Here is a 26371-nt window from a genome sequence, read left to right as displayed (position 1 = left end):
TCCACTCCTCTATTACCCTATCATTCATTATAATGAATAAGCAGTGAAGTTAAAGAAACTATCCACTGCTTCAAAATCCAATACTACAATCGCTTTTTATAGTGCTCCCTCTTTAATTTTCAGTTGCTGTGTTGCAAATTCCCGGTACATATCATGAGAACGTAACAATTCATCATGCGAACCACTTCCCGTAAGTTTCCCTTTCTCAATAAAAATAATTTTCTCTGCATCTACAACTGTAGAAAGTCTGTGTGCAATCACTAAAGTTGTTCTGCCCTTCATTAAATTATTTAAAGCTTTTTGAACAACAGATTCCGATTTACTATCAAGACTAGAAGTCGCTTCATCTAACATTAAGATTTGCGGATTTCGGAGTAATGCACGAGCAATCGCAATTCGTTGTCTTTGTCCCCCAGATAATTTCACACCACGTTCGCCAACTTCTGTATCGAACCCTTTCGGTAAATCATGAATAAATGCATCAACATAAGCCATCGCCGATACTCGTTCTATTTCCTCATCACTTATCTTTTCTTCAACTCCATAACAAATGTTATCTCGAATCGTTCCATCAATTAATGGGCTATCCTGTGAAACATATCCAATTTGACGTCGCCACGATTGTAATGAATATGTTGAAATAGGGTTTTCACCTAATTTTATTACACCACTAGTTGGTTCATAGAAGCGTTCTAATAAAGAAAACAATGTCGTTTTCCCACTACCACTTGGGCCTACAATCGCAGTCACTTTTCCTGATTCAATTGTAAACTGAATATTTTGTAATACTTTCTCACCTTCGTTATACTCAAAATCTACATTTTCAATCAAAATTGATTGTTTTGCATTTGTCACATTAGTGCCCTCTGTATGATTTTCAACCTCATACTCTAAAATTGTATTAATACGTTCTGTTGCACCAATTGCCTTTTGAAATTGTGTAAAGAACATAGATAGCTGACTCATTGGCATAACAATTTGCACTAAATATAAAATAAATGCCACAAGCTCTCCTGTTGTTAGCACCCCGCTAGAAACTCGCATTCCACCATATCCTACAATAATAACAAGTAGCGCCATTAAAACAAATGACATAATTGGTGTAATGAATGCTTCAACTTTTCCTTCTTTCAAACCAAATTGTAGTAACTTTTGAATTCCTTTGTTACCATTTTCATATTCTCTTGATTCCGTATTTGAAGATTTCACCAAACGGATTTCTGATAATACTTGATTTAAAACGCTTGTAAAAGAGGCTGTCTCATCTTGCAATATTTTAGAGATTTTATACATTTTTCTTCCAAGTGGAACTAAAATCAAAACAGATAACGGAATAACAGTTAACAATAGAACTGTCATTTTCCAGTCTAAAACAAACAATACAATTAATGATCCAACAATTGAAATACCACCCGTTAACAAATTGGACAAGTGCTCTGAAATTAATGTTTTTACTACACCTGTGTCATTCGTCATGCGACTAATCGTATCACCAGTCTTATTTTGATCATAATAAGAAACTGGTAAAACAAGAACTTTTTTCCATAGTCTTTCTCTAATTCCAGCTACAATTTTTTGCCCAATGTAATTGAGCAAATAAATTGATAATCCTGCTGCGATTGTTTGAACAACGAAGAACGCGACTAAACTAACAATCTGAATTGTATTTATTGAAGAAATTGAAAAATTATCAACTAACCCTTTTGTAAGCATTGGAATAAACAAACTCGCCCCTGTTGAAAACAAACTCATTACTAATGCAAAAATAAGAATACCTTTCGGAGGATTTGTATCTTGAATAAGGCGTAGAAACTGCCTCCAATTCCCCTTTTCCTTCTCTTTATTTTGTGTTTCCATCTCTATTCATCTCCTTATTTCAAACTCAACGCTTATTTCTAAAATTAGAATAAGATATGAATGTAAACAATTAATCTGATTTTTGGTAATAAAACACATCAAACCTTATCTTTACAACAGATGTAACCATCTGATATTATTACCTGGTACTTAATATAAATTGAACACCCTATAGTCTATAAAAAACTATAGAATGATTACTCATATATAACTATGGAAAATATATATTTTCATAGCATACACATCTATCTAATCTTCATTCATCGAAAGGGGTATACCTATACCGTGCAAGCAAAAAAGAATTCTGAAAAGAAAACCATTATATTCATTCACGGATTAGTCGGAAATCGTCGTGCCTTCAAAAAAGAATATAAACGATTTTCTCCTTCTTACAATATTATAACGTATGATTTACTAGGTCATGGTGAAGACAAAGGACAAGCAATAGACTTTTCTTTAGACAGACTAGTACAGCAATTATCAGACCTTTATGAAAAAGAAGGTATTCAAGAGGCTCATATTTGCGCCCTAAGCTATGGTTGTTATATCGCTACTCTATTTGCTCACACGTATCCAGAGAAGGTATTAAGCCTTTGTCATATTGGTGGTCATTACAATAATCCATCCCTTTTGTATAACGTCTTTCGAAAGTTTTGGGACAAACGTGAAAATGAATATTCCACTTGGCTTTATCAATATGCAAATACAATTTTCCCAAGTGGTGTATTAAAAGCTAATCCTTTTGCTGTCATTTCAAAAAACATTTATTATCGCTTTGGATTGCAATTGCACTCATCTATTATTGCCCAATCACTCAAACACCGTCTCGAATTCGATTTGAAATCTCGACTAAGAGAACTATCACAACCTATTCTTTGGGTAATGGGAGAACACGATCATCTATATAAATCCTGTTTATTTGATTTAAAATCCATTCTTCCAAACGTTTTATATAAAGAAATTCCGTTAGCAGGTCACGCTGCAAACTTATTTCGTCCTAACTATTTTCACGATTTGTATTCTAAATTTTTACTTGATTCGTAAATACAATCATTAAAGTAAACATATAAAATAGAAAAAAAGCTTTCTAGTTTCCTAGAAAGCTTTTCCTTATAATATTTAAGAATAAGATTCTCTTATTACGCTTTTGTGTAACCAGCTAGGTGCTTACTCCAGTAAGAGCTGTTTACTGATTGAATTCTCACACCAGTTTTTTCAGTTTCTGCACTGATAAACTGTCCATTTCCTAAGTAAATACCCATATGAGTCATACCACCACTACCAGTAGTATTGCTAAAGTATACTAAATCACCTGGTTGTGGATTGCTAGTATGTGGTTTACTGCTCCAGTAACCTGCAACAGTTTGACGTCCGCCAGAGTGTCCTGCTTGTTTTAATACGTAGTAAACGAAGCCACTGCAGTCAAAACCAGATGGTGTTGTACCACCATAAACATATGGTGAACCATTTAATGATTGTGCAATAGACACAATTGATGAGCCATTAGCAGATGGTATTGTTGGTTTTTCTGTTTGCGGTTTTTCTGTTTGTGTATTTCCTTGCTCACCGCCAGTTGTTGGACGAGAAGGCGTAGTTACATTTGCTGTACCACCTTTTACAAACTTAACATGATCTGCACTAACATAACCTGTTTTTCCTTGGTGGTTAATTTTATACCAACCGTTTTCTCCACCAATAACTTGTAATGTTTGGCCTTGTAATACGCCACCAATTACAGCATTATATGTAGCTGGACCTGTACGTACACGTAACGCTCCAGTATCAACAACATATGAACCATCTTTTCGAATTGTCATTTCATTATTGCTTGGTTGTTGCGTTTCCGTACCTACATTTGTAGTTGTACCGCCTTTTGATACAAAGTTTTTACTTACATAGCCAGTTTCGCCATTGTAGTTAATTTTGAACCAGTCTTGTACTTCACCGACAACTTGTACAGTTTGCCCTTTGCTTACAGTACCTAGAACTGTATGAGAAGCGCTAGGACCTGTACGTACATTAAGTGAAGAAACTTTCACTGTATAGTTCCCTGTTCCTTGTTGAACAGCAGTTCCTTTTTTCTCACCAGTTGTTACAAAATCACCGCTTACATAGCCTGTTTGACCATTTACGTTTACTTTAAACCAGCCATTTTCTTGACCGATTACTTGTAACACTTGACCTTCTTGTACTTTAGCAATAATATCATGTCCTGTGCTAGCACCTGTACGTACATTCAATACATCAGCTGTCACTGTGTATTTTAGCTCAGAATTCACTTTTGGTGTTTCAGCTACTGTTGTTTGAGTTTGTGTTTGAGTTTGTGTTTGAGTTTGTGTTTGTCCATTGATTTCTTTTAATGCATCTTCTGATACTTGTGCATGAGCCGAATCCATTCCAGGAACTGCCATACCAGCTACAGACGCTGCTGCTAAACCTGCTATTACTTTCTTCATAAGTTGTATTTACTTCCTTTCCCTACTATCCTCTTTAAAAAAATACAAACTTAATACTTTACAATATTATAAAAGCAAAATATTCATCAAGTTCCATTTTTTAACAAGAGTTTTATTTTTCACACGTTAATCATTTTAAATGATTGACGTGAATTTTGTGTGAACTTCATGTGAACTTCATCTTCAAATACAGCTTCGCAATAATAAACTTCCTATTTATTATAAATCCAACCGAAATTTCCAGTAGTATTCTTTCTTCACATGCAGCACCAATAAAAGCATAATACCTCTGTGACGAATTTATTTTTCTACCGCTCTTTCAAAATAGCATTAACTATTTCCATACAAAGAAGTTCTTTCCATGAGCCACCTTCTTATCATTACAAAAATTTAAACATTTATCAACCATATATTATTCTAAAAAATGAAATTTATATAAAAAAGAATTTATCTCGCTCTGGAGCAATCCAAGAATCCATATTTTGATCACAATCTTTCACCAAACGATTGACTAATATATCGTGCCATATATAATTCTCTAATAAATCTATATGTACGGGATCATCTGAATTTTATTTATCATCGTAACGGTACTTCTCATTGAAAAAAATATAGGGGATTATTTAGGGATTTTATAAACCTTAAAATCTAAAATGGAATATTTAACCTAAAAATGATAAAATGAAGCTTTAACCACCCCTCACCAATCCGGTTCTTACTGCCCATTAATGCGGGATAAATTGACTACTGCATATTTAAATATTAGGAGGTTCATTTTTATCTATGGAGCACATTATTGATAATAGTTCAAAACATTATACCGAATTTCATTATGCACTCGTATACTTACTATCCTTACTAACATTCAAAAAAGTAGAACCCATTGAAAGAAAAAAGAATACATTAAAAATGGCTATAAAACAACAAAGACATGAATTAGCAAAAGAAAATCCTTATAAATTATAAAGATATTCTATAACAGGCACAGAAAAAGGATTATCAAAATTGATAATCCTTTTCTACTTTATTTATAAATTTTCACTCGAGTTTCTAACGGCTGAAATTCTTTTTCCCCTGCTGGTGCAACTGGTTTACCAAATGGCATTTGTGCAATCAGCTTCCAAGTGTCTGGAATATCCCATTCTTTTCTCACTTCTTCATCAATTAATGGATTATAATGTTGTAGCGTTGCACCAAATCCTTCAATTTCTAATGCTGTCCAAATCGCAAATTGCAGCATTCCTGATGATTGCTGGGACCAAGTCGGGAAATTTTCTTTATATAACGTAAACTTTTCTTGAAGTTCTTCTATTACTTTACTATCTTCAAAGTACAAAACTGTTCCATAACCACTTCTAAATGCATGCATTTTTTCTTCGGTTGGTGCAAAATTATTTTCTGGTACAATTTTTCGTAAGGTTTCTTTCGTAATATCCCATAGTTTGTCATGTTGCTCACCTAATAAAACAACAACCCTTGCACTTTGAGAATTAAAAGATGAAGGTGTATACTTTACGGCATGATTTACTACTTCTTGAATTTTTTCATCAGAAACAACTTGCTCTTTACTAATTGCATAAATGGATCTTCTGTCTTCAATTGCTGAATAAAAATCTTTTGCCATACTAATTCCCTCCAATTTTATTTTGAGCCTTACTAATATGTATAATGTTATATATACCTCTAACTTATCAATAATAAGTTTATAACTTTATAATATCAGCAAACAAAAATAAATTCAAACTTTCTCACTCATACTTCTTCATTTTGTGTTGTTAACACTTTTTATATTCCCCATTAAATAAAAAAACAGCTTATTTTCCACTCAATTCGAGTTTCAAACAAGCTGTTTTCCTTCAAATTAGATTCCTCACTTACTTAACAATCTGGAAGCCATAAGACATTAGTTTATGCGTTTCTGTAAAACGTTTCATTTTACTTTCCGTACCCATAACAACTGTTATGATTCGTTTATCACCTTGTTTCGCAGTCCCTGTAAAACAATAACCTGCACTATCAGTGAATCCTGTTTTCAGCCCATCCATTCCTTCTATATAAAGTTCTTGGTTAGATGGATTCAACATTTCATTTGTACTTGTAACAGTCGTACTTTTAAATGCTAACTGACTTTGACGTAAATGTGTGACCTCTACTATCTCTGGATAATCTTTCACAAGATGATACGCTAACTTCGCTACATCAGCTACAGTCATCTTTGTTTCACTGCCGTCTGCTTCCTGTAGCCCAGAAGCATTTGCAAATTTAGTCGCTTCTGATAACTCCAATTGTTCGGCTGTTTTATTCATAAGTTGTGCAAACTCTTGCTCTGTCTTCGCTATATGTTCTGCTAAAGCCACCGCAGAATTATTTGCAGACTCAAGCATTAGTGCATGGTATAAATCTCTAACTGTCACTACATCCCCCGCTTGTACTGGAATTCTGGCACCTTCTGTTTGTGCTGATTTCGCACTTATTTTCACTTGATCATCCCAATGAATCTTTCCTTTATGTATATTTTCTAAAAGAATATAAGCTGTCATCATCTTTGACATGCTCGCTGGAGCAAGCACATCCTCTTCATGCTTTTTATACATAATTTGTCCATCATTTGCATCAATGATTATTGCTGCTTTTGCTTCTACTTCCGGGACATACTTTTGTGGGATTTCTTTTTCAGTTAGTCCTGTCTTTGGAAGCTCTGCTACCTGCAAAAGCGAACCATCTATCGCCGTCTTTTCTTTTGCTTTTGAAACATTCGTACCGCTCTTTTCTAATATACTTCCATGGAAAAAGAACCAACATATACCTAAAAGAACAACACATAGTATCGTTACTCTTCTCCACCCTAACCTTTTCATCACGAAAACTCCTTTTACTCAACCTATTATAATTTCAAATTTAACCATAACAACAATGGCTTTAAATCGTCAAGGGCAAACAGTAGATTAATAATCTACTATACATATTCTTTTAAGATTATTGGCTAAAGATATGTTATACTATAAAATATCCAATAATAAGAATTTTCAAATCTTATTCCCGCAATTTTTTCAATTGGACATAAAATGGTTGATACAATGATTCTACTTAACACTTTACAAAAAGGAGATACAATCGATATCTCCCAAATAGTTTAATCGGCTAAAAGGTATCGTTTTTTCTAAATAATAAGTAAACGCCTTATTGTTATACCTTCAATTTAAAAAAGCCCATTTATACATAACGGACTTTTTTCAATCTATATTTACTGCCCTAAATTTTGAATCTTATCTTTCAAATCTTTAAGTTGTTGAACTGTCTGCATAAGTTCCGAGTTTTTGAATTGTTCTACATCTAATTTTCCTTCTTCTATCTTTTTCATAGTTGTATCAATTAATTCATTTAACTTTTCATTATATCCAACAATTTGCTGATGAATGTCCTTTGCTACATCAGGAGGTGTCAATTCATTAAAAGCTGGAATATCCTTTTGAATTTCTCTGAGTTTAGTTTCTAATTCTTTGCGAGCAGTACTATCATTGATTGCTTTTTCTACTAATCCCGGCGCTTCATTTGCAAACGTACTTACTTCATTCACATAGTCTGTTGCCTTTTGAGCGTAATCAATTGAATTCTTACCTTCTTCAATGACAGAACATCCCATTAAACCAATTGTAAATAAAAACACAAGTAATATAGTCTTTTTTAATTTCATATTTTACCTCCTAAATGAATACTAACCTATTGTTTCTTCTATACATCTATCAGATTTTACCGAATGAGTACCCCTACTTCAAACGTAGTTAAGTGGAGGATTATTCATAAACACATATTCCTTTCGTTATACTATCGTCTAAAAATGTTAGCTATTTTGTTTTCATTTTCCTTACCTCAAATTATATATTCTAGCAAAACTTTGCATTTTCCTTTTCTTAATCAATTTTGGAAAACATACGTGCTTTTCATGGTTAAAAAGAGGAAAAAGCACGAATACGAATCTTCACGTCATATCGTATAGAGACCCTACAAAACGTTGATCCCAATCATTTTTTATTTTTCCTCATATATCACCTACAAATAAGTTATATATGTAACTTCATTTGTATATATACATACAAATACATCTAAAAAAGACATACTTAAGACTCACTCAAGTATGTCAATTCCTTTATCATGCCGTTTCCTCTCTTACATATCCTATAGCTGTTATAACTTCAGGTGCTATATGTACACTGATGATTTCCTCAATAATACTTGTGTATCCTTCTCCTATAGCCGCTCCATACTGTAAAGAAATTTCTTTCCTCTTATAAATTGACTGAGGTATAGTCAAAATGAATTTCCTAAGATTTCTTTCATCTACAGGTTCCATAAGCAACACTATTCCATCTTCTTCAAACATATACTCATCCTTTCACATACATTCCTACTATGGCTCAGTATTGCCTTTATCCGCTTTGTTCTAAACCCACTTATAAAGCGGATAATACTCTCTCTTTTCTAAACAGAATATTCTTTCGTTCATTTGAGTTAGGACAGCACCACAACACATCCCTTCGCTGCCTTTGCAAGGTAAGTTTCATTCCATCACCTCCAATAATTTAATGATTTTTACTAGCGTTCAAACTTACGGGAACAACAAAAAAGCCTTTAGAACGGCTTAAAGATAGCTCTTTAAGCGACTATCTAAAGACTCGAATCTGTATGTCTTATATAATTACAAATAAGAAAATTCAAATCATCCTTACTATATACCGTTTGATGAAGTCTATAGCAATATTTTAAATTTGCTACTATCCAATTTTCGTAAAATAACCATACCTATTCACAACCTTTTTTCAACTAACCTGCCCAATTTTCTTTTAAAACGCTCCTCCACAATCTGGCCCGATTATGGAACAAAAAGTAAAAGGGATGATACATATTAGTCATGTGTAATATGTATCATCCCTTAATTTTTATGAATTTTCACAATTTAGATCCTGATAACGTACGATATCCGCGGTTTGTCGGCAGGACTCCTTATAAACTTTCATTGGTAGATAAGTCAAGGACTGTCCCGTAGCAGAAGGAGTTAAGTTTTTTTCTAATTCAAACCCTTCTACTGATTCGATACTAGAAAATTTTTGTAAGAATGCCTCTAATGCAATTTTCATTTCTAATCGTGCAAGAGGTGCACCTAAACAAAAATGCGGACCACTTCCGAAAGTCAGGTGCTTTTTATTGTTTGAACGATGAATATCTATAGAGAAAGGATCACTATACATGTTTTCATCCATATTAGATGCACTCATCCAAGCAACGACTACATCACCTTGTTTTAACTCAACCCCTAATAGATTATTATCTTGTTGGACCGTACGATCTCTCCTTGAAATATGAAAACGATATCGAAGCATTTCTTCAACAGCTTTTGGGACTAACCCTATATCATTTCTTAGTGTTCCATATAATGACTTGTCATCATAAAGCAATGAATAGAATGTATTTGCTATTGCGTGACTAGTTGTTTCAAGACCTGCCCCTAAAAGTAACATAGTTGTCTGTACAATTTCATTATCCGTCAATTTTTCCACATCTACTTCAGCTTGAATCAAATCCGAGATAATATCATCACAAAGGTTCGAACGTTTTTGAACTACAATAGGGTAAAGGTATTCAAAATATTCTTTCGCTGCCTTTTGTTTTTGTTGTTCAAGGTCTTCTAACCTTTCTTTGTCGTATGGGTGGAACAAAATATCAACCCATTCTTTAAACTGACCTTGACCTTGTGCAGGTACGCCGAATAAATCGGCAATTACTAGAGCAGGTAAAGGGGACGCCAAAGCTTCCACAATATTAATTGTAGTGTTTTCTTGTATATTTTCTACAAGCTCTGTTGCAATTTGTTGAATACGAGGTTCCCACTCTTTTAAACTGCGGGGAGTGAAAGCTGCTGCTAATAAGGAACGCACTTTTCGATGATCAGGAGGATCAAGGAACGTAATCATTGTTATAGGTGAAGTGCTTTCTTACTTTTTATTATCGCCGACAAAAAGACCGCTTCTAGGCCCCTGACTTGAAAAGACTTCATAATTGGTTAACACCTGTTTAACATCTTCATACTTAAACACATTCCATGTATTCGTTTCTTCGTGAAAATAAACAGAATGATTGTGAAGCATTTCTTTATACCACTTTAAAGGAAAAAACTCTTCAGTACGTGTCTGGAAATTAGGGATTTCTGTAATTGCAATGACTTCTTTACTCACTGATATTCCTCCTTAAAAATAAAAATTGTATAAGTCACTCTATAAATAATCATATTTGGAGTACATCACATTTCCAGTCTGCATAAAGATAGAAGCGATGTACTGCAAACATGTTGACTAACAAATGGTATAAATTGCTTCTTTTTTTATTCAGAAACTCAAATGGCTTTTAATTTGTACTTAATTTCTCTGTCGTTACCATCTCTACAGGATTGTTAGATTCTAATTCGGAAGCCCGTTTAACTTTCTTTATAAAGATGGTTAAAACTCGTAGACCTACTTGAATACATTACTGACAATGCTAAATTCTATAAAGTAGTTCTTGGTTCTAGACGAACACCGATTTTTACAGAACGTTTGTTAAATACACTTTCAGGCCATATAACAGAGAGAGCAGAAAGTGACTCCTTTCTCGCTACTAAAGATATTCCAAAAGATATTGCTATTTGGTACGGTTCCTCAGCTTTAATTGGAACGATTGTAAAGTGGTTACATAGGGACATGCCATATACACCGCAATTTCTCGCCAAGAGGTTGTATATGCTTTTTAAATTGAGTAATAAAGAAGTTTGAGTGGATGTGAATTTAAAATATAGTTACGATGTTTTTAAAAAAGATGTACCGTTTTGAATGAGCTGATACGAAAAGAATTCGTGTCGGCTTTTTCCATACCATTTACTAAAATCGCACTAGTTTTTCTTCTATTTCTTTTCTTCTTTCTTCTAAAAACAGAGGTAAATCTAACTTTGTCCCAAGCTCTTCAACTGTTAAATCTCCATAAATTATACATAAAAAAATTACTCTGCTGGTAATTCTTTTTTCGCTATACTTAAGAACACAGGTCATAAACGTATAGAATATTTTGTTCTTCTTCATTTAATACATCATCAAAAAATGATGATTGAAATACACGCAAAAAATCTCATAAAGTAAAACTTTATGAGATAGGTGCTTCTCCTCGATGATTGCTAATTCGCTGCTACTTTCTGCATTTCTCTTTGAATATTGAGGACAGGCTTCATGCACTATGCTCAACTTTCTTACCTTTCTCTATCCTCTTCTTCTTGGTTATATTTCTTATTTTTTTAATCGCTCCAATTAATCCTGTTGGAAAACCTAATAACACAATAATATATAATAACCCAAGGAAAATCGTCCATCGCTCAAAGATTGGATACTGCGCCGCCAGTTCTGATAAATAATACTTTAGAAATTCAATAATCCCCGCGCCTGCAATCGCCCCGATTAGTGTTCCAACTCCCCCTATCATTGCCATCAATAAAGCATTCAAAGTCATTTCAATTGAAAAAACAGATGTATTTATAAATCGTAATGTAATAACGAATAAACCACCGCTAATCGCTGCTACTACTCCCGCAACGATGCTCGCAATAATTTTATAGTGAAGAACCTTATATCCAAGTGCTTCTACTCGTTGCTCATTTTGCGAAATTGCCTTCAAAACTTTTCCGATAGAAGATTGAGTAAATAGACGAAGCAATAAAAAAATCACAAGTAGACATACGAGTGTAATGTAGTAAAATATGAACCGATCACGAAACATATCAGGTACACCGAATGTAAAGCCATCTCCCCCATGCGTGACAGCTCGCCACTTTTCAGCAAGTACAAAGAATAATTGGGAAATAGCCAGTGTTAGCATTGCATAGAAGTGGCTTTTTAACCGTAAAGAGAGTAAGCCAACTATATAACTAATTATCGCTGATAGTACAATCGCGATCGCAATGCCAATAAAAAAGCTAAGCACCGAAACCTCATATCGATCAAATAAAAGCGCCACACAATAGGCTCCTATTCCAAAAAACATACAATGACCGAATGAAACAATTCCTGTATAACCAAGGAGAAGATCAAAACTCATCGCAAATATAGCAAAGATGAAAATTTGTGTAAACAAAATGAGTAAACTTCGCGAATCATTTACAAAAGGGAACACGCTTAAACAAACCAATACAGCTATCCCAAAATATACCCCAGCCCGATTAAATGTGCTTTTCACCATTTCACCCCTTTTCATCAACGAGTCCTGTTGGCTTGACTATTAAGAAAAACAACAACATTAACATATTGATTGCAAGTGATAAATCAGGTATATAATAAGCCGTAAACGCTCCAGCCAACCCTACAATTAAAGACGCGATCGCTGAACCTTGTACGCTGCCTAACCCTCCAATAATGACAACAATAAATGCTAAAATAGCATACTGCATACCCATTTCAGCAAAAATAACTCCTGAATATGGCGCAAGAAGAAAACCGCCTAATGCCGCCATTCCAGCCCCTAATAAAAAGACAAATGAAAATATAGCTTTTACATTTATACCAAGTGCTTGAACCATTTCCTTATCCATTACACCTGCACGAATCATAAGACCTATTTTTGTTTTACGTAATAACAACATCAAGCCGATGTAAATCATGACTCCAATAACAATCACAAATAAACGATACTTAATTAATATAACTCCATCAAATGTATAGCTTCCTTGTAACCATGTTGGTAATTTAGCACTAATTGGATTCGGTCCCCAAAATACTTTTATACATTCACTAAGTACGAGCATTCCACCAAGTGTAACGAGAAGCTGACGAACATGATTTCCATAAACAGGACGAATAAGAAATCTTTCTAAAACGAAACCGAGAAACATTCCCATCAAAATCGCCCCTATTAATGCAATTACATAACTATCTGTCATATTAAATAACCACACACCTGTAAAAGCTCCCCATGCAAACAATCCACCATGAGCAAAATTGAGTACACTCATTAAACCAAAAATAAGTGACAGTCCAGATGCTAATAAGAAAATAAGCATACCTGTTGAAATGCCGTTTACAAACAAGTTCACTAACACATCCACGTTCTATACCTCCTTCGTATCAATGTTAAGAAATCCCTAAATACTTATGACACGTTTCCTTATCTTCCTTCAATTCATGCATCGGACCGTTATGAACAATTCTCCCGTTATCCATAATGTAAAAATAATCACCGATCTGGCTTGCCATCATAAAATTTTGTTCCACAAGTAAAACAGTTGTTTTCTCTTTCATTTTCAAAATTGCCGACATTAACTTTTCAATCATAATCGGCGCTAATCCTTTACTTGGCTCATCAATTAATAGCAATCCATCACTATTAATGAATGCTCTTGAAATCGCCAGCATTTGCTTTTGTCCTCCGCTCAACAACCCACTTTTTTTATTCCAATATTGCTTTAAATCTGGAAATAAATTGAGCATCCATTCTACTTTCCCTGCGACCTCTAGCCCTTTCTTCGCTCCCGCAAGGGCAAATGTTTCTTCTACCGTTAAATCATGAAAGATCCCTTGATTTTCTGGCACATAGCCCATTCCTTTTCGCGAAATCAGATGGGTAGATAAACCATTTACTTTCTCATCACAATAATAAATTTCTCCATTAGAAATCCGATGAAACCCCATAATTGAACGTAAAGTTGTTGTTTTTCCAGCGCCATTTCTTCCAAACAATACGGTAATTGTTCCTTTCTCAACCATAAAAGAAACACCTTGCAAAATATGAAACTGATCCAAATGCGTTTCTATATTATCCACTTTTAATAGTGTCACCATATAATCCCCCTAAGTACGCCGTTTGTACACGTTCATCCTTCATAATCTCTTCTGGTAACCCTTCGGCCAATAACTCGCCATGAAATAATACAATTAAATGATCAGATACATGTAAAACCATATCCATTTTGTGTTCAATAAGTACAATTGTATTCTCACGATTTTTCTTTATATTCTCTATCACTTGAAGAATAGCCGGGACTTCCTCAACAGAGATACCCGCTGTTGGTTCATCAAGTAGTAATACATCTGTTCTGAGCGCTAGCAGCATGGCCAATTCTAATTTTCTCTTTTCCCCATGTGCTAAATCTTTCGCTAGCACTTCTTCTTTTTCGTGAAGCAATACTGTCTTCAGAAGACGCCTCGCCTCTCCCGTCTGCTGCTTGAATCGTGAGAAGTTTGGAAAAAAACTATAATAATCTTGAACGAACGACTGTACACTTAAGCGTACATTTTCAATCACTGTTAATTCCGGAAAAATATTTGTAAGCTGGAAAGAGCGTCCCATACCAAGGCGGGTTCGCTCTGGAATCGATAACTTTGTAATGTCACGTTCTTTAAAATAAATCTGACCTTTTGTTGGGGGAATTTGTCCACTTAACAAGTTAAATAGAGTTGTCTTCCCTGCTCCGTTAGGTCCAATAATAGAAATAAGTTTTCCTTTTGGTATCATCAAATTTACGTCTTTAATAACATGATGTTCTCCAAATGAGACACAAAGATTTCTAGTCTCTAACAAGTTCTTCACTCTATCCCCTCCTCAAAAAATTCATATTTCAGGATAAAAAAGAGAAGTTGATGTAAAGAGAGATTCCCTCCTCCCCTTACATCTTTTTAAATATTCAGTCTATTCATTTTGCATTGGTGGTTCGGTTTCTTTCATTGTTAATTCTCGCTCTAGAACAGGTACTGGATAATCAATACCCTCTTGTTTTTGTAACGTTATAGAATAAAGCGCTTGCAAAGCTTGGTGGTCTTTCTCTCTAAATTTCATTTTTCCTTTTGGTGTTTCAAATTCCATTCCTTCCATTTTCCTAATAAGCGTAGCAACATCTGTATCTCCTTTTGTTTTCTTTAACCCTTCAACAATGGAAATTGCAGCTGACATTCCTCCAGCTGTAAACAAATCTGGAACTGTTCCATTGAAACGCTTCTTATGTTCTTCCACTAGCCAATCGTTTACTTTATTTTTCGGAAGTGTATGATAATACACTGAAAATCCTTGCATGCCTACTAATGCGTCCATCGTCTTTAATGCTGGTATATCCGGTGCGCCCGTTGAAATCTTGATCCCTTGTGCTTCTACATTCATATCTTTTAATTGCTTCCATGGTGAATTCGCACCAGCCCAAACAACAAATAAATAATCTGGTTTTGAACTAATGATGTTTTGAATATTTGCAGTAAAATCAGTAGAATTCGTATCAGCATATTGTTCATTTACAATATTCGCCCCTAGTTTCTTCGCTCCCGCTTTAAACGCAGCAATTCCTTCACGACCAAACGCGTTATCTGGAGCAAACGTTGCAATCTTTACATCTTTTTTAGCAATGGATGCAGCACCAGCAATAGCATCTTGAGATGAATTTCTGCCTGTTCTAAAAATATATTTATTCCAGTTCTTCCCCGTAATACTATCTGCAACCGCAGGTTCAACAACCATTATTTTTTCATATTCTTCCGCTAATGGTAACACTGCTAATGTATCACTTGAACTCGAAGATCCAACAAGAAAATCGACCTTTTCTTCTTCTAATAGTTTCGTAGCTTTTTTAACTGCTACATCCGCTTTTGTTTCCGTATCTTCTACAACAAACTTAATCTTCTTCCCTTCTACTTTCCCTGTCCCGCCTGTTGCATAATCTAGTCCTAGTTCAAACCCGTTTACCGTTTGTTTCCCATATGATTCAAGCGGTCCTGTTAACGAAGCTAGTACACCTACCTTAATCGTCTTCTCATCATCTGTACTTACTTTTTTCCCTGAACATCCTGCTGTTACTAACAATGAACCAAGAATACATCCCGTAAACACCATTTTTAGCCACTTACGTTTTTTTGCTGACATTGTGATCCTCCCCATACTTTACTTTCTGATAGAATCAAATCCGCCAAAGTAACCATCCGTAATCATGACTTTTTGCTATTAATAATGTAGACTATGTTGTCAATAGAAATTTCTCGAAGTACCTCTACATTCGCCAGACATTTCCAAATCCCTTCCAATACATTTGTAAATGTTCATACAATTATATGAATTATACATATCATTCCTGGAACAAATAAATTAAAATAACTGTTCTCTTCTTCTAATATTTTAGCCCTACAAAAAACTAACTTCCAAATGGTAGAGTTGTTATAGCATATGAAGGTTATGCTTTCTTTAAATAATATTAACTTTCCAATCACTATCATTTTTATACATACAAAAGCAGCGTAGAATCTATAATTCTACGCTGCTTTTCTATATCAACAAAAATTATGAAATCGAGTTACTCTCTAATCCACCTAATTCTTCTGCCAATTGTTTCTTATCTAAACTCTCACCAATAATCACCAAGTTTGTAGGAAACCCAAAGTCCTGTTCCAATAAAATCGGTACACCAAATGAGTATTGTAATAAGTGCGGATATTTCTCTCCATGAAATTTCACAAATCCTTTTACACGATAAATCTCCTGCGGTAAATTGGAAAGCCATTCATATAATTGATCTTGATTAATTAATTTCGTAAATTGATATGTCATCGTTTGTATATGTAAATGCTGCTTCATATGTAATGTTTCATGTTCTTTATCTTCTGTAAGTTCCACACCCTCTATATCCTCTAAAGATATATTACAATACTGCGTTTCATACAATTTCGCATGTTTATTTATTGCTGCTACTTCTTCTAAAACTTTTTTCTTCTCCTCATCTTTTAATAAATCTAATTTATTAATGAGGATATGACTTCCGTATTTGATTTGTTCATGTAAAAGTTGTTGAATATTTTTACTTAGTGTATCACGCTTTAACCATCTCAGTGCATCCAATACAACAACAATGGATCTCACGTCAAGATAAGGAGCTAAAATAGGTGAAAGGCATGCATCTAACACTTCAATTGGGTGAGCAACTCCTGTTGTTTCTATATAGATTACATCCGGCCTTTCTTGTTGGTATAAAGAATGTAACTGAATCTCAAGCTCATCTTTTAATGTACAACAAATACATCCTTTTAGAAGTTCTCTTAAAACATTCTCCTTCCCTATAATATCTGTATCTACCGAGTATTCTCCTATTTCATTCATTAAAACAGCGACTTTTCGATTTTTCTTTTTTTCTGCTAATAATAAATTTTGTAACAGTGTTGATTTTCCGCTACCTAAAAAGCCACCCAATATATGAATTTCTACTTTACTCATATTACCGACCATCCATTTCTGCGTTTCTATTTTTCAAAGCGTAATTATTACGATTTATATTCATTATTTTATTAAAACAGCTGCTATTTGTAAACAAAACAAGCTCATTATGTTGATTCACTTCATAAGTAACCCACTTGCTCTTGGTATTTAACCGTGTGTTAACGTCGTATGTTCTCCTATAAAATGTACGCAAGCCACTGCGATTTATAAGTCGATGTCTAGTCTTAGTTCAAGAGCTATAAATCCTCCGTAAAAGTATGGATTTTGACCCCAGCTAAAAGATACTTATGTTTCACTCCTTATAATTAATACCGATATGAACAGATTTTGAAATAATTGTATATATTTCATGAAATGTAATAAACTAGATTTGAATCTATAATAGTAATACCTATTTTTTTACATATAAAAAATTATTGAAATTGCGAGGAATTGTCATATGAAAAAAGGGATTAACCGTGTTGTATTAGTCGGAACTGGGGCAGTAGGATGTAGCTACGCTTACTGTATGATTAACCAAGGGGCTGCAGAAGAATTTGTTCTCGTTGATGTAAACGAAGCAAAAGCAGAAGGAGAAGCAATGGACTTAAGTCATGCAGTTCCCTTTGCTCCAGCACCAACAAGAGTTTGGAAAGGAAGCTATGAAGATTGTAAAGATGCAGATCTTGTTGTAATTACTGCTGGTTTACCACAAAAACCAGGTGAAACACGTTTAGATTTAGTTGAAAAAAACACTAAAATTTTCAAACAAATTGTTCGTAGTATTATGGATAGCGGATTTGATGGTATTTTCTTAATCGCTACAAACCCTGTAGATATTTTAACTTACGTAACTTGGAAGGAATCTGGCTTACCGAAAGAACGAGTAATTGGCTCGGGTACAACTCTAGATTCTGCTCGTTTCCGCTATATGCTAGGAGAATATTTTAATATTGGATCTCACAATATTCATGCTTATATTATTGGTGAGCATGGCGATACAGAGCTTCCTGTTTGGAGTCACGTATCAATTGGAATCCAAAAACTACAAACGATTCTTGAAAAAGATAATGAAGTTAGCCAAAAAGATTTAGATGAAATCTTTATAAACGTTCGCGATGCAGCCTATCACATCATTGAACGAAAAGGTGCTACATATTATGGAATCGGTATGTCACTTTTACGCGTAACAAAAGCAATTTTAAATGATGAAAATAGCGTATTAACTGTATCTGCATATCTTGAAGGGCAATATGGACAAAAAGATGTTTATATCGGTGTTCCTGCGGTCTTAAATCGTCAAGGTGTTCGTGAAATTTTAGAAGTTGATTTGAGTGAAGACGAAGAGTTAAAGTTCGATCACTCTGTTCAAGTATTAAAAGAAACTATGGCTCCTATACTGTAAAATGCACGTTGATTATGACCTTGCAAAAAGCAATCCAATTATTTTGAATTGCTTTTTGCATAGCTTAAAAATTCATTCTGTATGTGGATGAGCTTTCTCTCCATCATATACTTCAAGCACATCAAGTAAAAAGATAAAGATTGGAATCCCAATAATAAGCCCCCATATTCCTAAAAAATGCTCCGAAAAGATAAGAATCATAAATGTATAAAAAATAGGTAAATTTGTTTTCGCAGACATAAACTTCGGATTTAAGATGTAGCTTTCAATTGCATGAATAACTGTAATAAAAATTAATATGTATACGACATATGCAATTCCCCCAATATTATACGCAATGATACAAAGTGGAAATAGTGAAATAATAACACCTGCAACAGGAATGAGCCCCAGCAAAAAAATCATAACTGCTAATACAAGAAGCTGTGGAAATCCTAAAAACCAAAGTGCAATAACAGATAAAATACAATTTACAATAGCTATTAAAAACTGCGCTTCAATAACCTTTCCAAATGAACGAGCAAATTTCTGACCGAAGTATGCAATTTCCTCGTAGAAAATACTCAGCCTACTCCCTTTAAATTTAGAGGTAAAAACAATAATACGCTCCTTTTCTAACAAGAAAAATAAACTTAAAATAAGAGAAAGTAAAATTTGTAAACTTACCTTTCCGATATTCGCTAACGATTGATAAATCACATCCACACCTTGTTCAATATACTTCGATACTTCCATTTGATTAATTGCAGTAAACACATATCTTATCATTTCATTATCAGGAGGATTTTTAAAAAACAACTTAAACTGGTGAATCAATTGTGAAATCTGTATTGTCAATACAGGTAAATATTTATATACAATAGTAATAATAAACGCTACTAAAACAATGTATAAAAAAGCGATAATCACTTTCCTATTTATCTTCACATACCGATTAAGCTTTTCAGAAATAAATCTTTGAAAATGATCCATTAGAAACGTAAGGATAAAGGTAATCAATATTAAATTAATCATGCTTTTTAGCCCGTATAATATAAGGGCTAAAATGACTAATACAAGGAGCCTCTGAAACCCTCTGCTTTGAAAGAAATTTTTCATTTGAATCATTAAAAATTAATCGCCCCCTTCAATAGATAGAAATTCAATATATTTATGAAAATATTGACCGTTTATTCATTACTATCTTATAATATTTTATGAACTCCTAAAGCCATTCTTTCTTACTAGTTTGAAAGAATCCACTTTTTTCTTCTTAATTGTCTGATTTTTTTATTTATAGGTGTACATTTATATCAGCATATCCTTTTAGTCATTGGCGATATTCTAAAACACATAAACAAACCATAAACGTAATTGTTTATGGCTCTATTTAATCTTTTTATCTCCGGTTCATTCGCTTTGCTAATAATTCTTTTACTTGATTATACGTTAGTCCGGAATTTTTATTTAAACGTTTCACTTCATCAATATCAGTACCTACAACTGTATATTTCTTCTCTTTATTCATCACGACACATCCTTTTGTTTAACTCACTGAGTCGAGTACTTATTATTTGTTATATTTCTTCCCTAAATAAAAAGTTCATACTCATGTCATAACAAATTAAGTAAAAAAGGTTATTTCACTCTGTTAAGGCGTGGTAAAGTGAGATTCTAATCAGTGGAGGGGTCTTCATTCCCCACTGATTATTAGTTAAACCGATTGAGCTTTTACGAGCAGCCTATTAATACGAGAAAAATACAGCCTGCACATAGGCCCCTTTTTGATAATACTTCATATCATTTGCTCGCGTTATTGCATTTTCACAAAAATAAAATGTCCCAATAGAGGTAACACTATTGGGACAACATAATGTAAAGTAGATAATCACTGGTGTATTTATTAAATTTAGTGTCGCTTTTGAGGAGAACGAAATTGTTTACTATATCATCCTACATAGCCTATATTTTTATAAATGATTTGCGCGAACTCATATGTTTATTACTCTTCCATCATCTTTACATTTTTTCTCCTAAATCTTTTTGCGACACATCTACATTCTTGCCTTCAGTTTTATAGTCGGAGTATCGTTCTTGAACAAATAGTATAGCTATCGCTCCCACTATTGCAGCTATTCCAATAACTATAAAATTCATATTCGCCGGTAAATTCATCGTTAATAATACTCCTACAAATGTAGGTGCTACAATACCTCCAATTCTCCCGAATGCCATAGTAGCTCCGATACCAGTTGAGCGCATTGAAGGCGGATAATATTGAGAAACAAAAGCATTTCCTATATTTTGAACACCAACTGATGCAGCACCGATAACACCGATCAATATATATGCAACCAATGAGCTCTTTGTAAGGCCAATAGCTGAAAGAGCTAGTGCTCCGCAAATATAAAGCGGTATCATAACCTTTTTGAATCCCCATTTATCAGTTAACCGTCCAAAAATTATGGTTCCTATTATTGCACCGACATTCATCATTGCCGTAAATGTTAAACTTGAACTTAAATCATACCCGGCTTGAATCATTAACTTTGGCAGCCATGTACTCATCGTATAGATCAATACAAAACAACTAAAGCAAGAAATCCAGAACATGATGGTACTAAGAGCCCTCTTTTTTTCAAATAATTTAACAATAGGTGATCCTTTTTCCTTCACTTGCGGTCTTTCAAATTTAACATTTTCACTCATTTTGTACTCCGAATCTAATTTACTAAGTATATTACTTATTTCTTTATCTTTACTTTTATCCAAAAGAAAGCCTACTGATTCAGGTATTGCTTTAGCTATCAATGGAAGTAACAGTAAAGGCAAGCTTGCAACCCAAAATATCGGCTTCCATCCCATTGTAGGCAGCATCGATTTACTTAATAGCGCTGCTATAATGCCTCCAACTGAATAACCACAAAAGACAAATGAAACTATAGCGGTCCTTATTCGTTTAGGAGCATATTCTGTTGTTAATGAGATAACATTAGGCATAACACCTCCAAGTCCTAATCCAGCTATAATACGTAATACCGTAAAAGCTAAAGGTCCTTCGGCAAACCCTGCTAAAGCCGTAAAAAGACTAAAGAGCGCAGTACAAAATAAAATTACTTTTTTCCTTCCTACTTTATCAGCTAAAAACCCAAACAATATAGCACCAAGGGCTGTCCCTGCAGCAGTATAACTGCCGATTGTACCTGCTGTAACGGGTGTCATTGCCCATTCTTCTATTAAAATTGGAACGACCGAACCATATATTACTGCATCATATCCATCAATAAGAATGATTAGAAAGCACCAAAAAACTAAAGAAATATGGAACGAACTAAAACGACTACGGTCAATAATTTGAGTTGTGTTGATTGCGTTCAATACGTACACCTCCGAAATCAATTTAATATTTTTCGAAAATTACAGGTGTTAAAAAACGATGAAAATTGAACACACTGACATTAGTCATCTAAAAAAGAATGTACCGATTACAGTACATAGAATTGATCATCAACTAACCCTAAGCTTCGAAGGGCCAAAGCCGCTGTCAAACCAACTGGACCAGCCCCAATAACTAATACTTGTCTCTTATAATGTTGATCATCATAACTGTTCATATATATCTCTCCTTAACATTTCGAAGTTATCATGAACGATCCAATACCGTTTTTCAGCTTGAATATCCTAGTTCTACATAAAATAGCCGGCGGGCATGATTTTAAAGTTTGATATAATCTAAGCCGGCTTTACTTGATTCATATAAATTCTAACCTTTATAAAACTCAGAATATTCAGAATTTAAGTCTTAGATTTATATAAACGAAATAGCCTATCAGATTAAAACATTTCATTAATAATTAGAAAAATATTCAAGATTTACTGAAGAGAGGAATATAACTTCTCTTTAATAACATCCTGTAATACTAGTTTCTTAATTTTTCCACTTGCTGTCATCGGCAACTCTTCCATAAAGACGATTCTATCAGGGATTTTATAATTTGCGATTTTATCTTTCACGTAATCCTTCATGGAACCTTCATCTTCAACATAATTAGGCTTTAGTTTAATCACGGCGCAAGAAATTTCTCCTAAAACAGAATCAGGTAATCCAATAATAGCTACTTCGAGCACACTAGGGTGCTTATAAAAAACTTCCTCGATTTCTCTAGGATAAATATTATATCCTCCACGAATGATCATCTCCTTTTTTCGCCCGACTATCCGTATGTAACCCCTTTCGTCTTTTGTCGCTAAATCACCCGTGTAAAACCATCCATCTTTATCAACAGCTTCTCTTGTTTGATCAGGCATTTGGTAATAACCTTTCATAACCCCAAAGCCTCTGCATACTAATTCGCCGACTTCTCCAGATGCTACTTCCTCTCGCTTTGCATCTACAATCTTTATTTCTGCACCAGGCGCTGCCTTCCCGACCGTTTCTGAACGAATCGAATCATCATCATCAAAACTAGTAAAGGTTAAACCAGCAGACGTTTCGGTTAACCCATATGATACGACAATGTCGCATCCCATGACCCTTCGAATCTTGGTGACTATTTCTTCCGGACAGGGTGCGGATGCAATAATCCCTGTACGTAATGATGTTAAATCTACTTTTGTAAAGGTAGGATGATTTAACTCGAGAATAAACATGGTAGGAACACCATGATGAATTGTGATTTTTTCTAGTTCTATAATTTTTAACGCTTTTTCTGCATTGTATTTCTCCATAAATACAATTTTGGCTGCTGACGAAATAGCTGATAAAATGCCAGGTACCATTCCAAATATATGGAAAACAGGAACAGCTATTAAAAATACATCACAGCTACTACACCGCAGCCATTCTGCTGATAGTTTAGCTGTAAAGACCACATTTTCATGTGTGAGCATCGTTCCTTTTGGTCTACCGGTTGTACCTGATGTATATAAAATGGCGAAAACATCTTCCTTTGGGTCAATTACAACTTTCGGGGCTGGAGTTTTTTGTCCTAACTCAATTAATTCATTAAAAGAATAATATCCATCTTGCTTAAAACGCACTGTGAAAATGCATTCCAGTGCGTGAGACTTTTTTGTTCCATTCAAATATGGTTTGAAGAGGTCAATATGATGAAAATCCTCCATAAGAAAAACTGCTTTTGCTTGAGAATTCTCTACTATATATTCTAACTCTGTAGTACGATAACGTGTATTACATGGAATGAGAATAGCCCCTAATCGTGCTATAGCAAAATATATCGTTACAAATTCATTCCAATTTGGTAAGCAGACAATCACTCTGTCGCCTTTTGCAATTCCCTGCTGGGACAATGCTGACGCTATATATTCAACATGATTTTTCAACTCTCCATACGTAACACGACTATATCCATCATATAACGCCTCTTTCTCTAGGAATTTTTGAGACGAATGGTTAAGTACCTCTGGTAATGATAAATTGTGGCTCATTTTTCACCCTCCCTTCTTACAGTCGCTCCCAAATAGCAGCAATCCCTTGACCTCCACCGATACAGACAGATGATGCTCCATATTTCTTTCCCCTGCGATCAAGTTCGTAGATTAAAGATAAAGAAATTCTTGTTCCCGAAACTGCCAAAGGATGACCTAAGGCAACGGCCCCGCCATTCACATTTCCAATTTCTGGATTAAATCCTAATTCCTTTTGACAGGCCAAATATTGCGCAGAAAAGGCTTCATTGATTTCAATCAAGTCCAAATCTTCCAATTTTAGACTGGCCTTCCGCAGGGCGCCTCGGATGGCTGGTGCTGGACCGATCCCCATGAGCTCTGGTTCCACTCCGACTACATCCCAAGAAACCAATCGTGCAAGAGGCTTCAACCCTTTTTTGATTGCATATTCTTCAGAAGCTAAAACAACTGCTGCTCCGGCATCATTCATTCCACTAGCATTCCCCGGTGTAATAACCCCTCCTTCAATAAACCTAGCCTTCAATTTGCTCAGTTGTTCTATGCTCGTGTTTCTCGGATGTTCATCCGTATCAATAATCTTAGATCCCTTTTTATCCTTCACAGTAACTGGAATGATTTCTTCCTTAAAATATCCCTTCTCCATGGCGGCTAGAGCCTTTTGATGACTTAAAAAAGCATATTCATCAATTTCTTCACGAGAAAGTTTATATTTTTTCGCTAAATTTTCTGCGGTCACAGCCATAGTACAATCTCCATAAGTATCATAAAGACCGTCCCACACCCAATCTTCCATAGTAGGTGAGCCTAACGGACTCCCCCATCGCATCCCTCTAATGACATGAGGAACTTGACTCATGTTCTCAGCCCCTCCGGCTAAGACCATGTTCGCTTCTCCTGTAAGAATATATCGCGCGGCGGTTAAAATAGATTCTAGACCGCTTCCGCACAAGCGATTGACAGTTAAGGCTGGAACATGAATAGAGAGTCCCGCTTTTAACCCTACATGTCGAGCCAAATAGTGCGCATCACGGCTGGATTGTTGGACATTTCCGAACACTACTTGGTCGATTTCCTCAGGATTGACATTCGCCTTTTTTATCGCTTCCTTTGAAGCTATCGCTCCCAAATCAATGGCAGAAACATCTCGAAACGATCCGCAAAATTCTGCCAAAGGTGTACGAGCACCTTCTACTAAAACCACATCTGTCTTACTCATGAAGAATCATCTCCCTACAAAGATTGGTTTTCTTTTTTCTGTAAAGGCTGTCATCCCTTCTTTTCGATCTTCTGTGACAAATGCAGTTCCAAAACATGCGCTCTCAATTGTTAGTGCAGATTCAAGATCAACGTTGCTACCTGTATTAACAGCGGTCTTTAGCATACGCATACCAACAATTGGTTTCTGTGCCAGCTTTTCAGCCCATTCTCTAGCAGTTGATAGTAATTCTTCTGCTGGTACAACTTTGTTGACCAATTGAATTGCTAATGCTCTTTGTGCATCAAACATCTCTCCGAAATACAACAACTCTTTTGCAACTCCTTGACCTACTAACCTTTGTAAACGCTGCGTACCCCCACCTCCAGGGATAATGCCAAGGTTTACTTCAGGGAATGCAAATTTAGCTTTGTCCGAGCTTATACGTAAATCACACGTTAAAGCCAATTCAAGCCCTCCACCAAGTGCTAATCCATTAATAGCAGCGATAACGGGTTTTGATAAGTTTTCAATACTAGAAAAAGCCGCTCTTGAAATTGTATTCATTTCCATCATTCCAACTAAATCCAAGTCTAACATTTGATGAATATCCGCACCTGCCACAAATGCTTTTTCACCGCTACCTGTAAGTACGATTGCATGTACTTCGGTATTGACTTCAAGATCATGCATCAAAGAGTTCAATTCATTAAATACGTGTGTGTTTAATGGATTGAATGGCGGGCGATTTATATATACAATCGCTACTTTATTTTCAATTTCATATTGTAAAAACTCACAATTCATTTTTACTCC

At 34.8% G+C, this 26371-nt stretch carries 23 protein-coding genes and 3 pseudogenes; 4 read left to right on the top strand and 22 right to left on the bottom strand.

Annotated features, from left to right (window positions below):
- Positions 1 to 96: 96 nt before the first annotated feature.
- Complete coding sequence (locus CN288_RS15140) at positions 97 to 1857, bottom strand: ABC transporter ATP-binding protein (RefSeq protein ID WP_098302567.1); 1761 nt, start codon at positions 1855 to 1857, stop codon at positions 97 to 99.
- Positions 1858 to 2142: 285 nt separating this feature from the next.
- On the opposite strand from CN288_RS15140, the gene CN288_RS15135 reads away from it, so the two are divergent.
- Entirely contained in the window at positions 2143 to 2901 is a 759-nt protein-coding gene (locus CN288_RS15135) for an alpha/beta fold hydrolase (protein ID WP_026591952.1), read from the top strand.
- A 95-nt stretch (positions 2902 to 2996) separates the two neighbouring features.
- Here the strand turns inward: CN288_RS15135 and entFM are convergent, their stop codons facing one another.
- On the bottom strand, positions 2997 to 4313 hold the full coding sequence (gene entFM / locus CN288_RS15130; protein ID WP_098302566.1) for an enterotoxin EntFM: 1317 nt from the start codon (positions 4311 to 4313) through the stop codon (positions 2997 to 2999).
- Between the two features lie 431 nt (positions 4314 to 4744).
- A pseudogene (locus CN288_RS29630) lies at positions 4745 to 4882 on the bottom strand (TrmB family transcriptional regulator); the annotation flags it as partial.
- Positions 4883 to 5096: 214 nt separating this feature from the next.
- On the opposite strand from CN288_RS29630, the gene CN288_RS15120 reads away from it, so the two are divergent.
- Entirely contained in the window at positions 5097 to 5279 is a 183-nt protein-coding gene (locus CN288_RS15120) for a hypothetical protein (RefSeq protein WP_026591954.1), read from the top strand.
- A gap of 58 nt (positions 5280 to 5337) precedes the next feature.
- Here CN288_RS15120 and CN288_RS15115 read toward each other — a convergent pair whose 3' ends face one another.
- From CN288_RS15115 to CN288_RS15095, 5 genes and pseudogenes are all read right to left on the bottom strand, one after another.
- Positions 5338 to 5937, bottom strand: coding sequence for a nitroreductase family protein (locus CN288_RS15115; protein WP_026591955.1), 600 nt, complete (start codon positions 5935 to 5937; stop codon positions 5338 to 5340).
- 250 nt (positions 5938 to 6187) lie between these two features.
- A complete protein-coding gene (locus CN288_RS15110) occupies positions 6188 to 7171 on the bottom strand; it encodes a D-alanyl-D-alanine carboxypeptidase family protein (protein ID WP_090688582.1) in 984 nt (327 codons plus the stop codon).
- Positions 7172 to 7557: 386 nt separating this feature from the next.
- A complete protein-coding gene (locus CN288_RS15105) occupies positions 7558 to 8007 on the bottom strand; it encodes a DUF6376 family protein (protein ID WP_026591957.1) in 450 nt (149 codons plus the stop codon).
- Positions 8008 to 8463: 456 nt separating this feature from the next.
- Positions 8464 to 8694, bottom strand: coding sequence for a hypothetical protein (locus tag CN288_RS15100; protein ID WP_026591958.1), 231 nt, complete (start codon positions 8692 to 8694; stop codon positions 8464 to 8466).
- A 619-nt stretch (positions 8695 to 9313) separates the two neighbouring features.
- Positions 9314 to 10543: pseudogene (locus CN288_RS15095) on the bottom strand (cytochrome P450); the annotation flags it as partial.
- A gap of 288 nt (positions 10544 to 10831) precedes the next feature.
- On the opposite strand from CN288_RS15095, the gene CN288_RS15090 reads away from it, so the two are divergent.
- Complete coding sequence (locus CN288_RS15090; protein WP_231503937.1) at positions 10832 to 11116, top strand: TetR-like C-terminal domain-containing protein; 285 nt, start codon at positions 10832 to 10834, stop codon at positions 11114 to 11116.
- 240 nt (positions 11117 to 11356) lie between these two features.
- On the opposite strand, the pseudogene CN288_RS30220 reads toward CN288_RS15090, so the two are convergent.
- From CN288_RS30220 to CN288_RS15055, 7 genes and pseudogenes are all read right to left on the bottom strand, one after another.
- Positions 11357 to 11450 (bottom strand): annotated as a pseudogene (locus CN288_RS30220) (transcriptional regulator); the annotation flags it as partial.
- 111 nt (positions 11451 to 11561) lie between these two features.
- Positions 11562 to 12566: a branched-chain amino acid ABC transporter permease gene (locus CN288_RS15080; RefSeq protein ID WP_026591961.1), complete on the bottom strand. Its 1005-nt coding sequence runs from the start codon at positions 12564 to 12566 to the stop codon at positions 11562 to 11564.
- Position 12567: 1 nt separating this feature from the next.
- Positions 12568 to 13428: a branched-chain amino acid ABC transporter permease gene (locus CN288_RS15075; protein ID WP_026591962.1), complete on the bottom strand. Its 861-nt coding sequence runs from the start codon at positions 13426 to 13428 to the stop codon at positions 12568 to 12570.
- Positions 13429 to 13453: 25 nt separating this feature from the next.
- The gene (locus tag CN288_RS15070; RefSeq protein ID WP_026591963.1) at positions 13454 to 14158 is read right to left on the bottom strand and encodes a branched-chain amino acid ABC transporter ATP-binding protein; all 705 of its coding nucleotides are present in this window, start codon (positions 14156 to 14158) and stop codon (positions 13454 to 13456) included.
- Positions 14136 to 14909 (bottom strand): ABC transporter ATP-binding protein, encoded by a 774-nt coding sequence (locus CN288_RS15065; RefSeq protein WP_026591964.1) that lies wholly within the window; start codon positions 14907 to 14909, stop codon positions 14136 to 14138. Before CN288_RS15065 ends, CN288_RS15070 begins: the two co-directional genes overlap by 23 nt.
- Positions 14910 to 15008: 99 nt before the next feature.
- Positions 15009 to 16226, bottom strand: coding sequence for a substrate-binding domain-containing protein (locus CN288_RS15060; RefSeq protein WP_026591965.1), 1218 nt, complete (start codon positions 16224 to 16226; stop codon positions 15009 to 15011).
- A 411-nt stretch (positions 16227 to 16637) separates the two neighbouring features.
- Positions 16638 to 17564 carry a CobW family GTP-binding protein gene (locus CN288_RS15055; protein ID WP_035414962.1) on the bottom strand — a complete coding sequence of 309 codons (927 nt, stop codon included), beginning with the start codon at positions 17562 to 17564 and terminating at the stop codon, positions 16638 to 16640.
- Positions 17565 to 18006: 442 nt separating this feature from the next.
- Here CN288_RS15055 and CN288_RS15050 point away from each other — a divergent pair, with 442 nt between their 5' ends.
- Positions 18007 to 18951 (top strand): L-lactate dehydrogenase, encoded by a 945-nt coding sequence (locus CN288_RS15050; RefSeq protein ID WP_026591967.1) that lies wholly within the window; start codon positions 18007 to 18009, stop codon positions 18949 to 18951.
- A gap of 72 nt (positions 18952 to 19023) precedes the next feature.
- Here the strand turns inward: CN288_RS15050 and CN288_RS15045 are convergent, their stop codons facing one another.
- The 7 genes from CN288_RS15045 to CN288_RS15020 all read right to left on the bottom strand — a co-directional run bounded on the left by CN288_RS15045 (position 19024) and on the right by CN288_RS15020 (position 26362).
- Complete coding sequence (locus tag CN288_RS15045; protein ID WP_026591968.1) at positions 19024 to 20058, bottom strand: AI-2E family transporter; 1035 nt, start codon at positions 20056 to 20058, stop codon at positions 19024 to 19026.
- Positions 20059 to 20329: 271 nt separating this feature from the next.
- The gene (locus CN288_RS29625; protein ID WP_026591969.1) at positions 20330 to 20458 is read right to left on the bottom strand and encodes a hypothetical protein; all 129 of its coding nucleotides are present in this window, start codon (positions 20456 to 20458) and stop codon (positions 20330 to 20332) included.
- Positions 20459 to 20949: 491 nt separating this feature from the next.
- Complete coding sequence (locus CN288_RS15035) at positions 20950 to 22308, bottom strand: MFS transporter (protein ID WP_026591970.1); 1359 nt, start codon at positions 22306 to 22308, stop codon at positions 20950 to 20952.
- A gap of 107 nt (positions 22309 to 22415) precedes the next feature.
- A complete protein-coding gene (locus tag CN288_RS29620; protein ID WP_255259986.1) occupies positions 22416 to 22544 on the bottom strand; it encodes a hypothetical protein in 129 nt (42 codons plus the stop codon).
- A gap of 259 nt (positions 22545 to 22803) precedes the next feature.
- Positions 22804 to 24378: an AMP-binding protein gene (locus tag CN288_RS15030; protein ID WP_098302565.1), complete on the bottom strand. Its 1575-nt coding sequence runs from the start codon at positions 24376 to 24378 to the stop codon at positions 22804 to 22806.
- A 16-nt stretch (positions 24379 to 24394) separates the two neighbouring features.
- On the bottom strand, positions 24395 to 25576 hold the full coding sequence (locus CN288_RS15025; protein ID WP_098302564.1) for an acetyl-CoA C-acetyltransferase: 1182 nt from the start codon (positions 25574 to 25576) through the stop codon (positions 24395 to 24397).
- Positions 25577 to 25582: 6 nt separating this feature from the next.
- Complete coding sequence (locus CN288_RS15020) at positions 25583 to 26362, bottom strand: enoyl-CoA hydratase-related protein (RefSeq protein ID WP_026591973.1); 780 nt, start codon at positions 26360 to 26362, stop codon at positions 25583 to 25585.
- Between the last annotated feature and the right edge of the window lie 9 nt (positions 26363 to 26371).

This window comes from Bacillus sp. AFS023182, assembly GCF_002560575.1.
Taxonomy (GTDB): Bacteria; Bacillota; Bacilli; order Bacillales; family Bacillaceae_G; genus Bacillus_A; species Bacillus_A arachidis.
The sequence above is the reverse complement of the archived record's forward strand: the minus strand, read 5'-3'. Positions and strand labels throughout refer to the sequence as shown.

What these genes read in the sequence shown, in the direction of transcription:
- CN288_RS15045 (WP_026591968.1), bottom strand. Translation starts at nt 20,058, where the DNA reads ATGATTCAAATGAAAAATTTCTTTCAAAGCAGAGGGTTTCAGAGGCTC.
- CN288_RS15080 (WP_026591961.1), bottom strand. Translation starts at nt 12,566, where the DNA reads ATGGTGAAAAGCACATTTAATCGGGCTGGGGTATATTTTGGGATAGCT.
- CN288_RS15120 (WP_026591954.1), top strand. Translation starts at nt 5,097, where the DNA reads ATGGAGCACATTATTGATAATAGTTCAAAACATTATACCGAATTTCAT.
- CN288_RS29620 (WP_255259986.1), bottom strand. Translation starts at nt 22,544, where the DNA reads ATGAACAGTTATGATGATCAACATTATAAGAGACAAGTATTAGTTATT.
- CN288_RS15025 (WP_098302564.1), bottom strand. Translation starts at nt 25,576, where the DNA reads ATGAGTAAGACAGATGTGGTTTTAGTAGAAGGTGCTCGTACACCTTTG.
- CN288_RS15105 (WP_026591957.1), bottom strand. Translation starts at nt 8,007, where the DNA reads ATGAAATTAAAAAAGACTATATTACTTGTGTTTTTATTTACAATTGGT.
- CN288_RS15030 (WP_098302565.1), bottom strand. Translation starts at nt 24,378, where the DNA reads ATGAGCCACAATTTATCATTACCAGAGGTACTTAACCATTCGTCTCAA.
- CN288_RS15020 (WP_026591973.1), bottom strand. Translation starts at nt 26,362, where the DNA reads ATGAATTGTGAGTTTTTACAATATGAAATTGAAAATAAAGTAGCGATT.
- CN288_RS29625 (WP_026591969.1), bottom strand. Translation starts at nt 20,458, where the DNA reads ATGAATAAAGAGAAGAAATATACAGTTGTAGGTACTGATATTGATGAA.
- CN288_RS15050 (WP_026591967.1), top strand. Translation starts at nt 18,007, where the DNA reads ATGAAAAAAGGGATTAACCGTGTTGTATTAGTCGGAACTGGGGCAGTA.
- CN288_RS15140 (WP_098302567.1), bottom strand. Translation starts at nt 1,857, where the DNA reads ATGGAAACACAAAATAAAGAGAAGGAAAAGGGGAATTGGAGGCAGTTT.
- entFM (WP_098302566.1), bottom strand. Translation starts at nt 4,313, where the DNA reads ATGAAGAAAGTAATAGCAGGTTTAGCAGCAGCGTCTGTAGCTGGTATG.
- CN288_RS15055 (WP_035414962.1), bottom strand. Translation starts at nt 17,564, where the DNA reads ATGAGTAAAGTAGAAATTCATATATTGGGTGGCTTTTTAGGTAGCGGA.
- CN288_RS15100 (WP_026591958.1), bottom strand. Translation starts at nt 8,694, where the DNA reads ATGTTTGAAGAAGATGGAATAGTGTTGCTTATGGAACCTGTAGATGAA.
- CN288_RS15060 (WP_026591965.1), bottom strand. Translation starts at nt 16,226, where the DNA reads ATGTCAGCAAAAAAACGTAAGTGGCTAAAAATGGTGTTTACGGGATGT.
- CN288_RS15110 (WP_090688582.1), bottom strand. Translation starts at nt 7,171, where the DNA reads ATGAAAAGGTTAGGGTGGAGAAGAGTAACGATACTATGTGTTGTTCTT.
- CN288_RS15115 (WP_026591955.1), bottom strand. Translation starts at nt 5,937, where the DNA reads ATGGCAAAAGATTTTTATTCAGCAATTGAAGACAGAAGATCCATTTAT.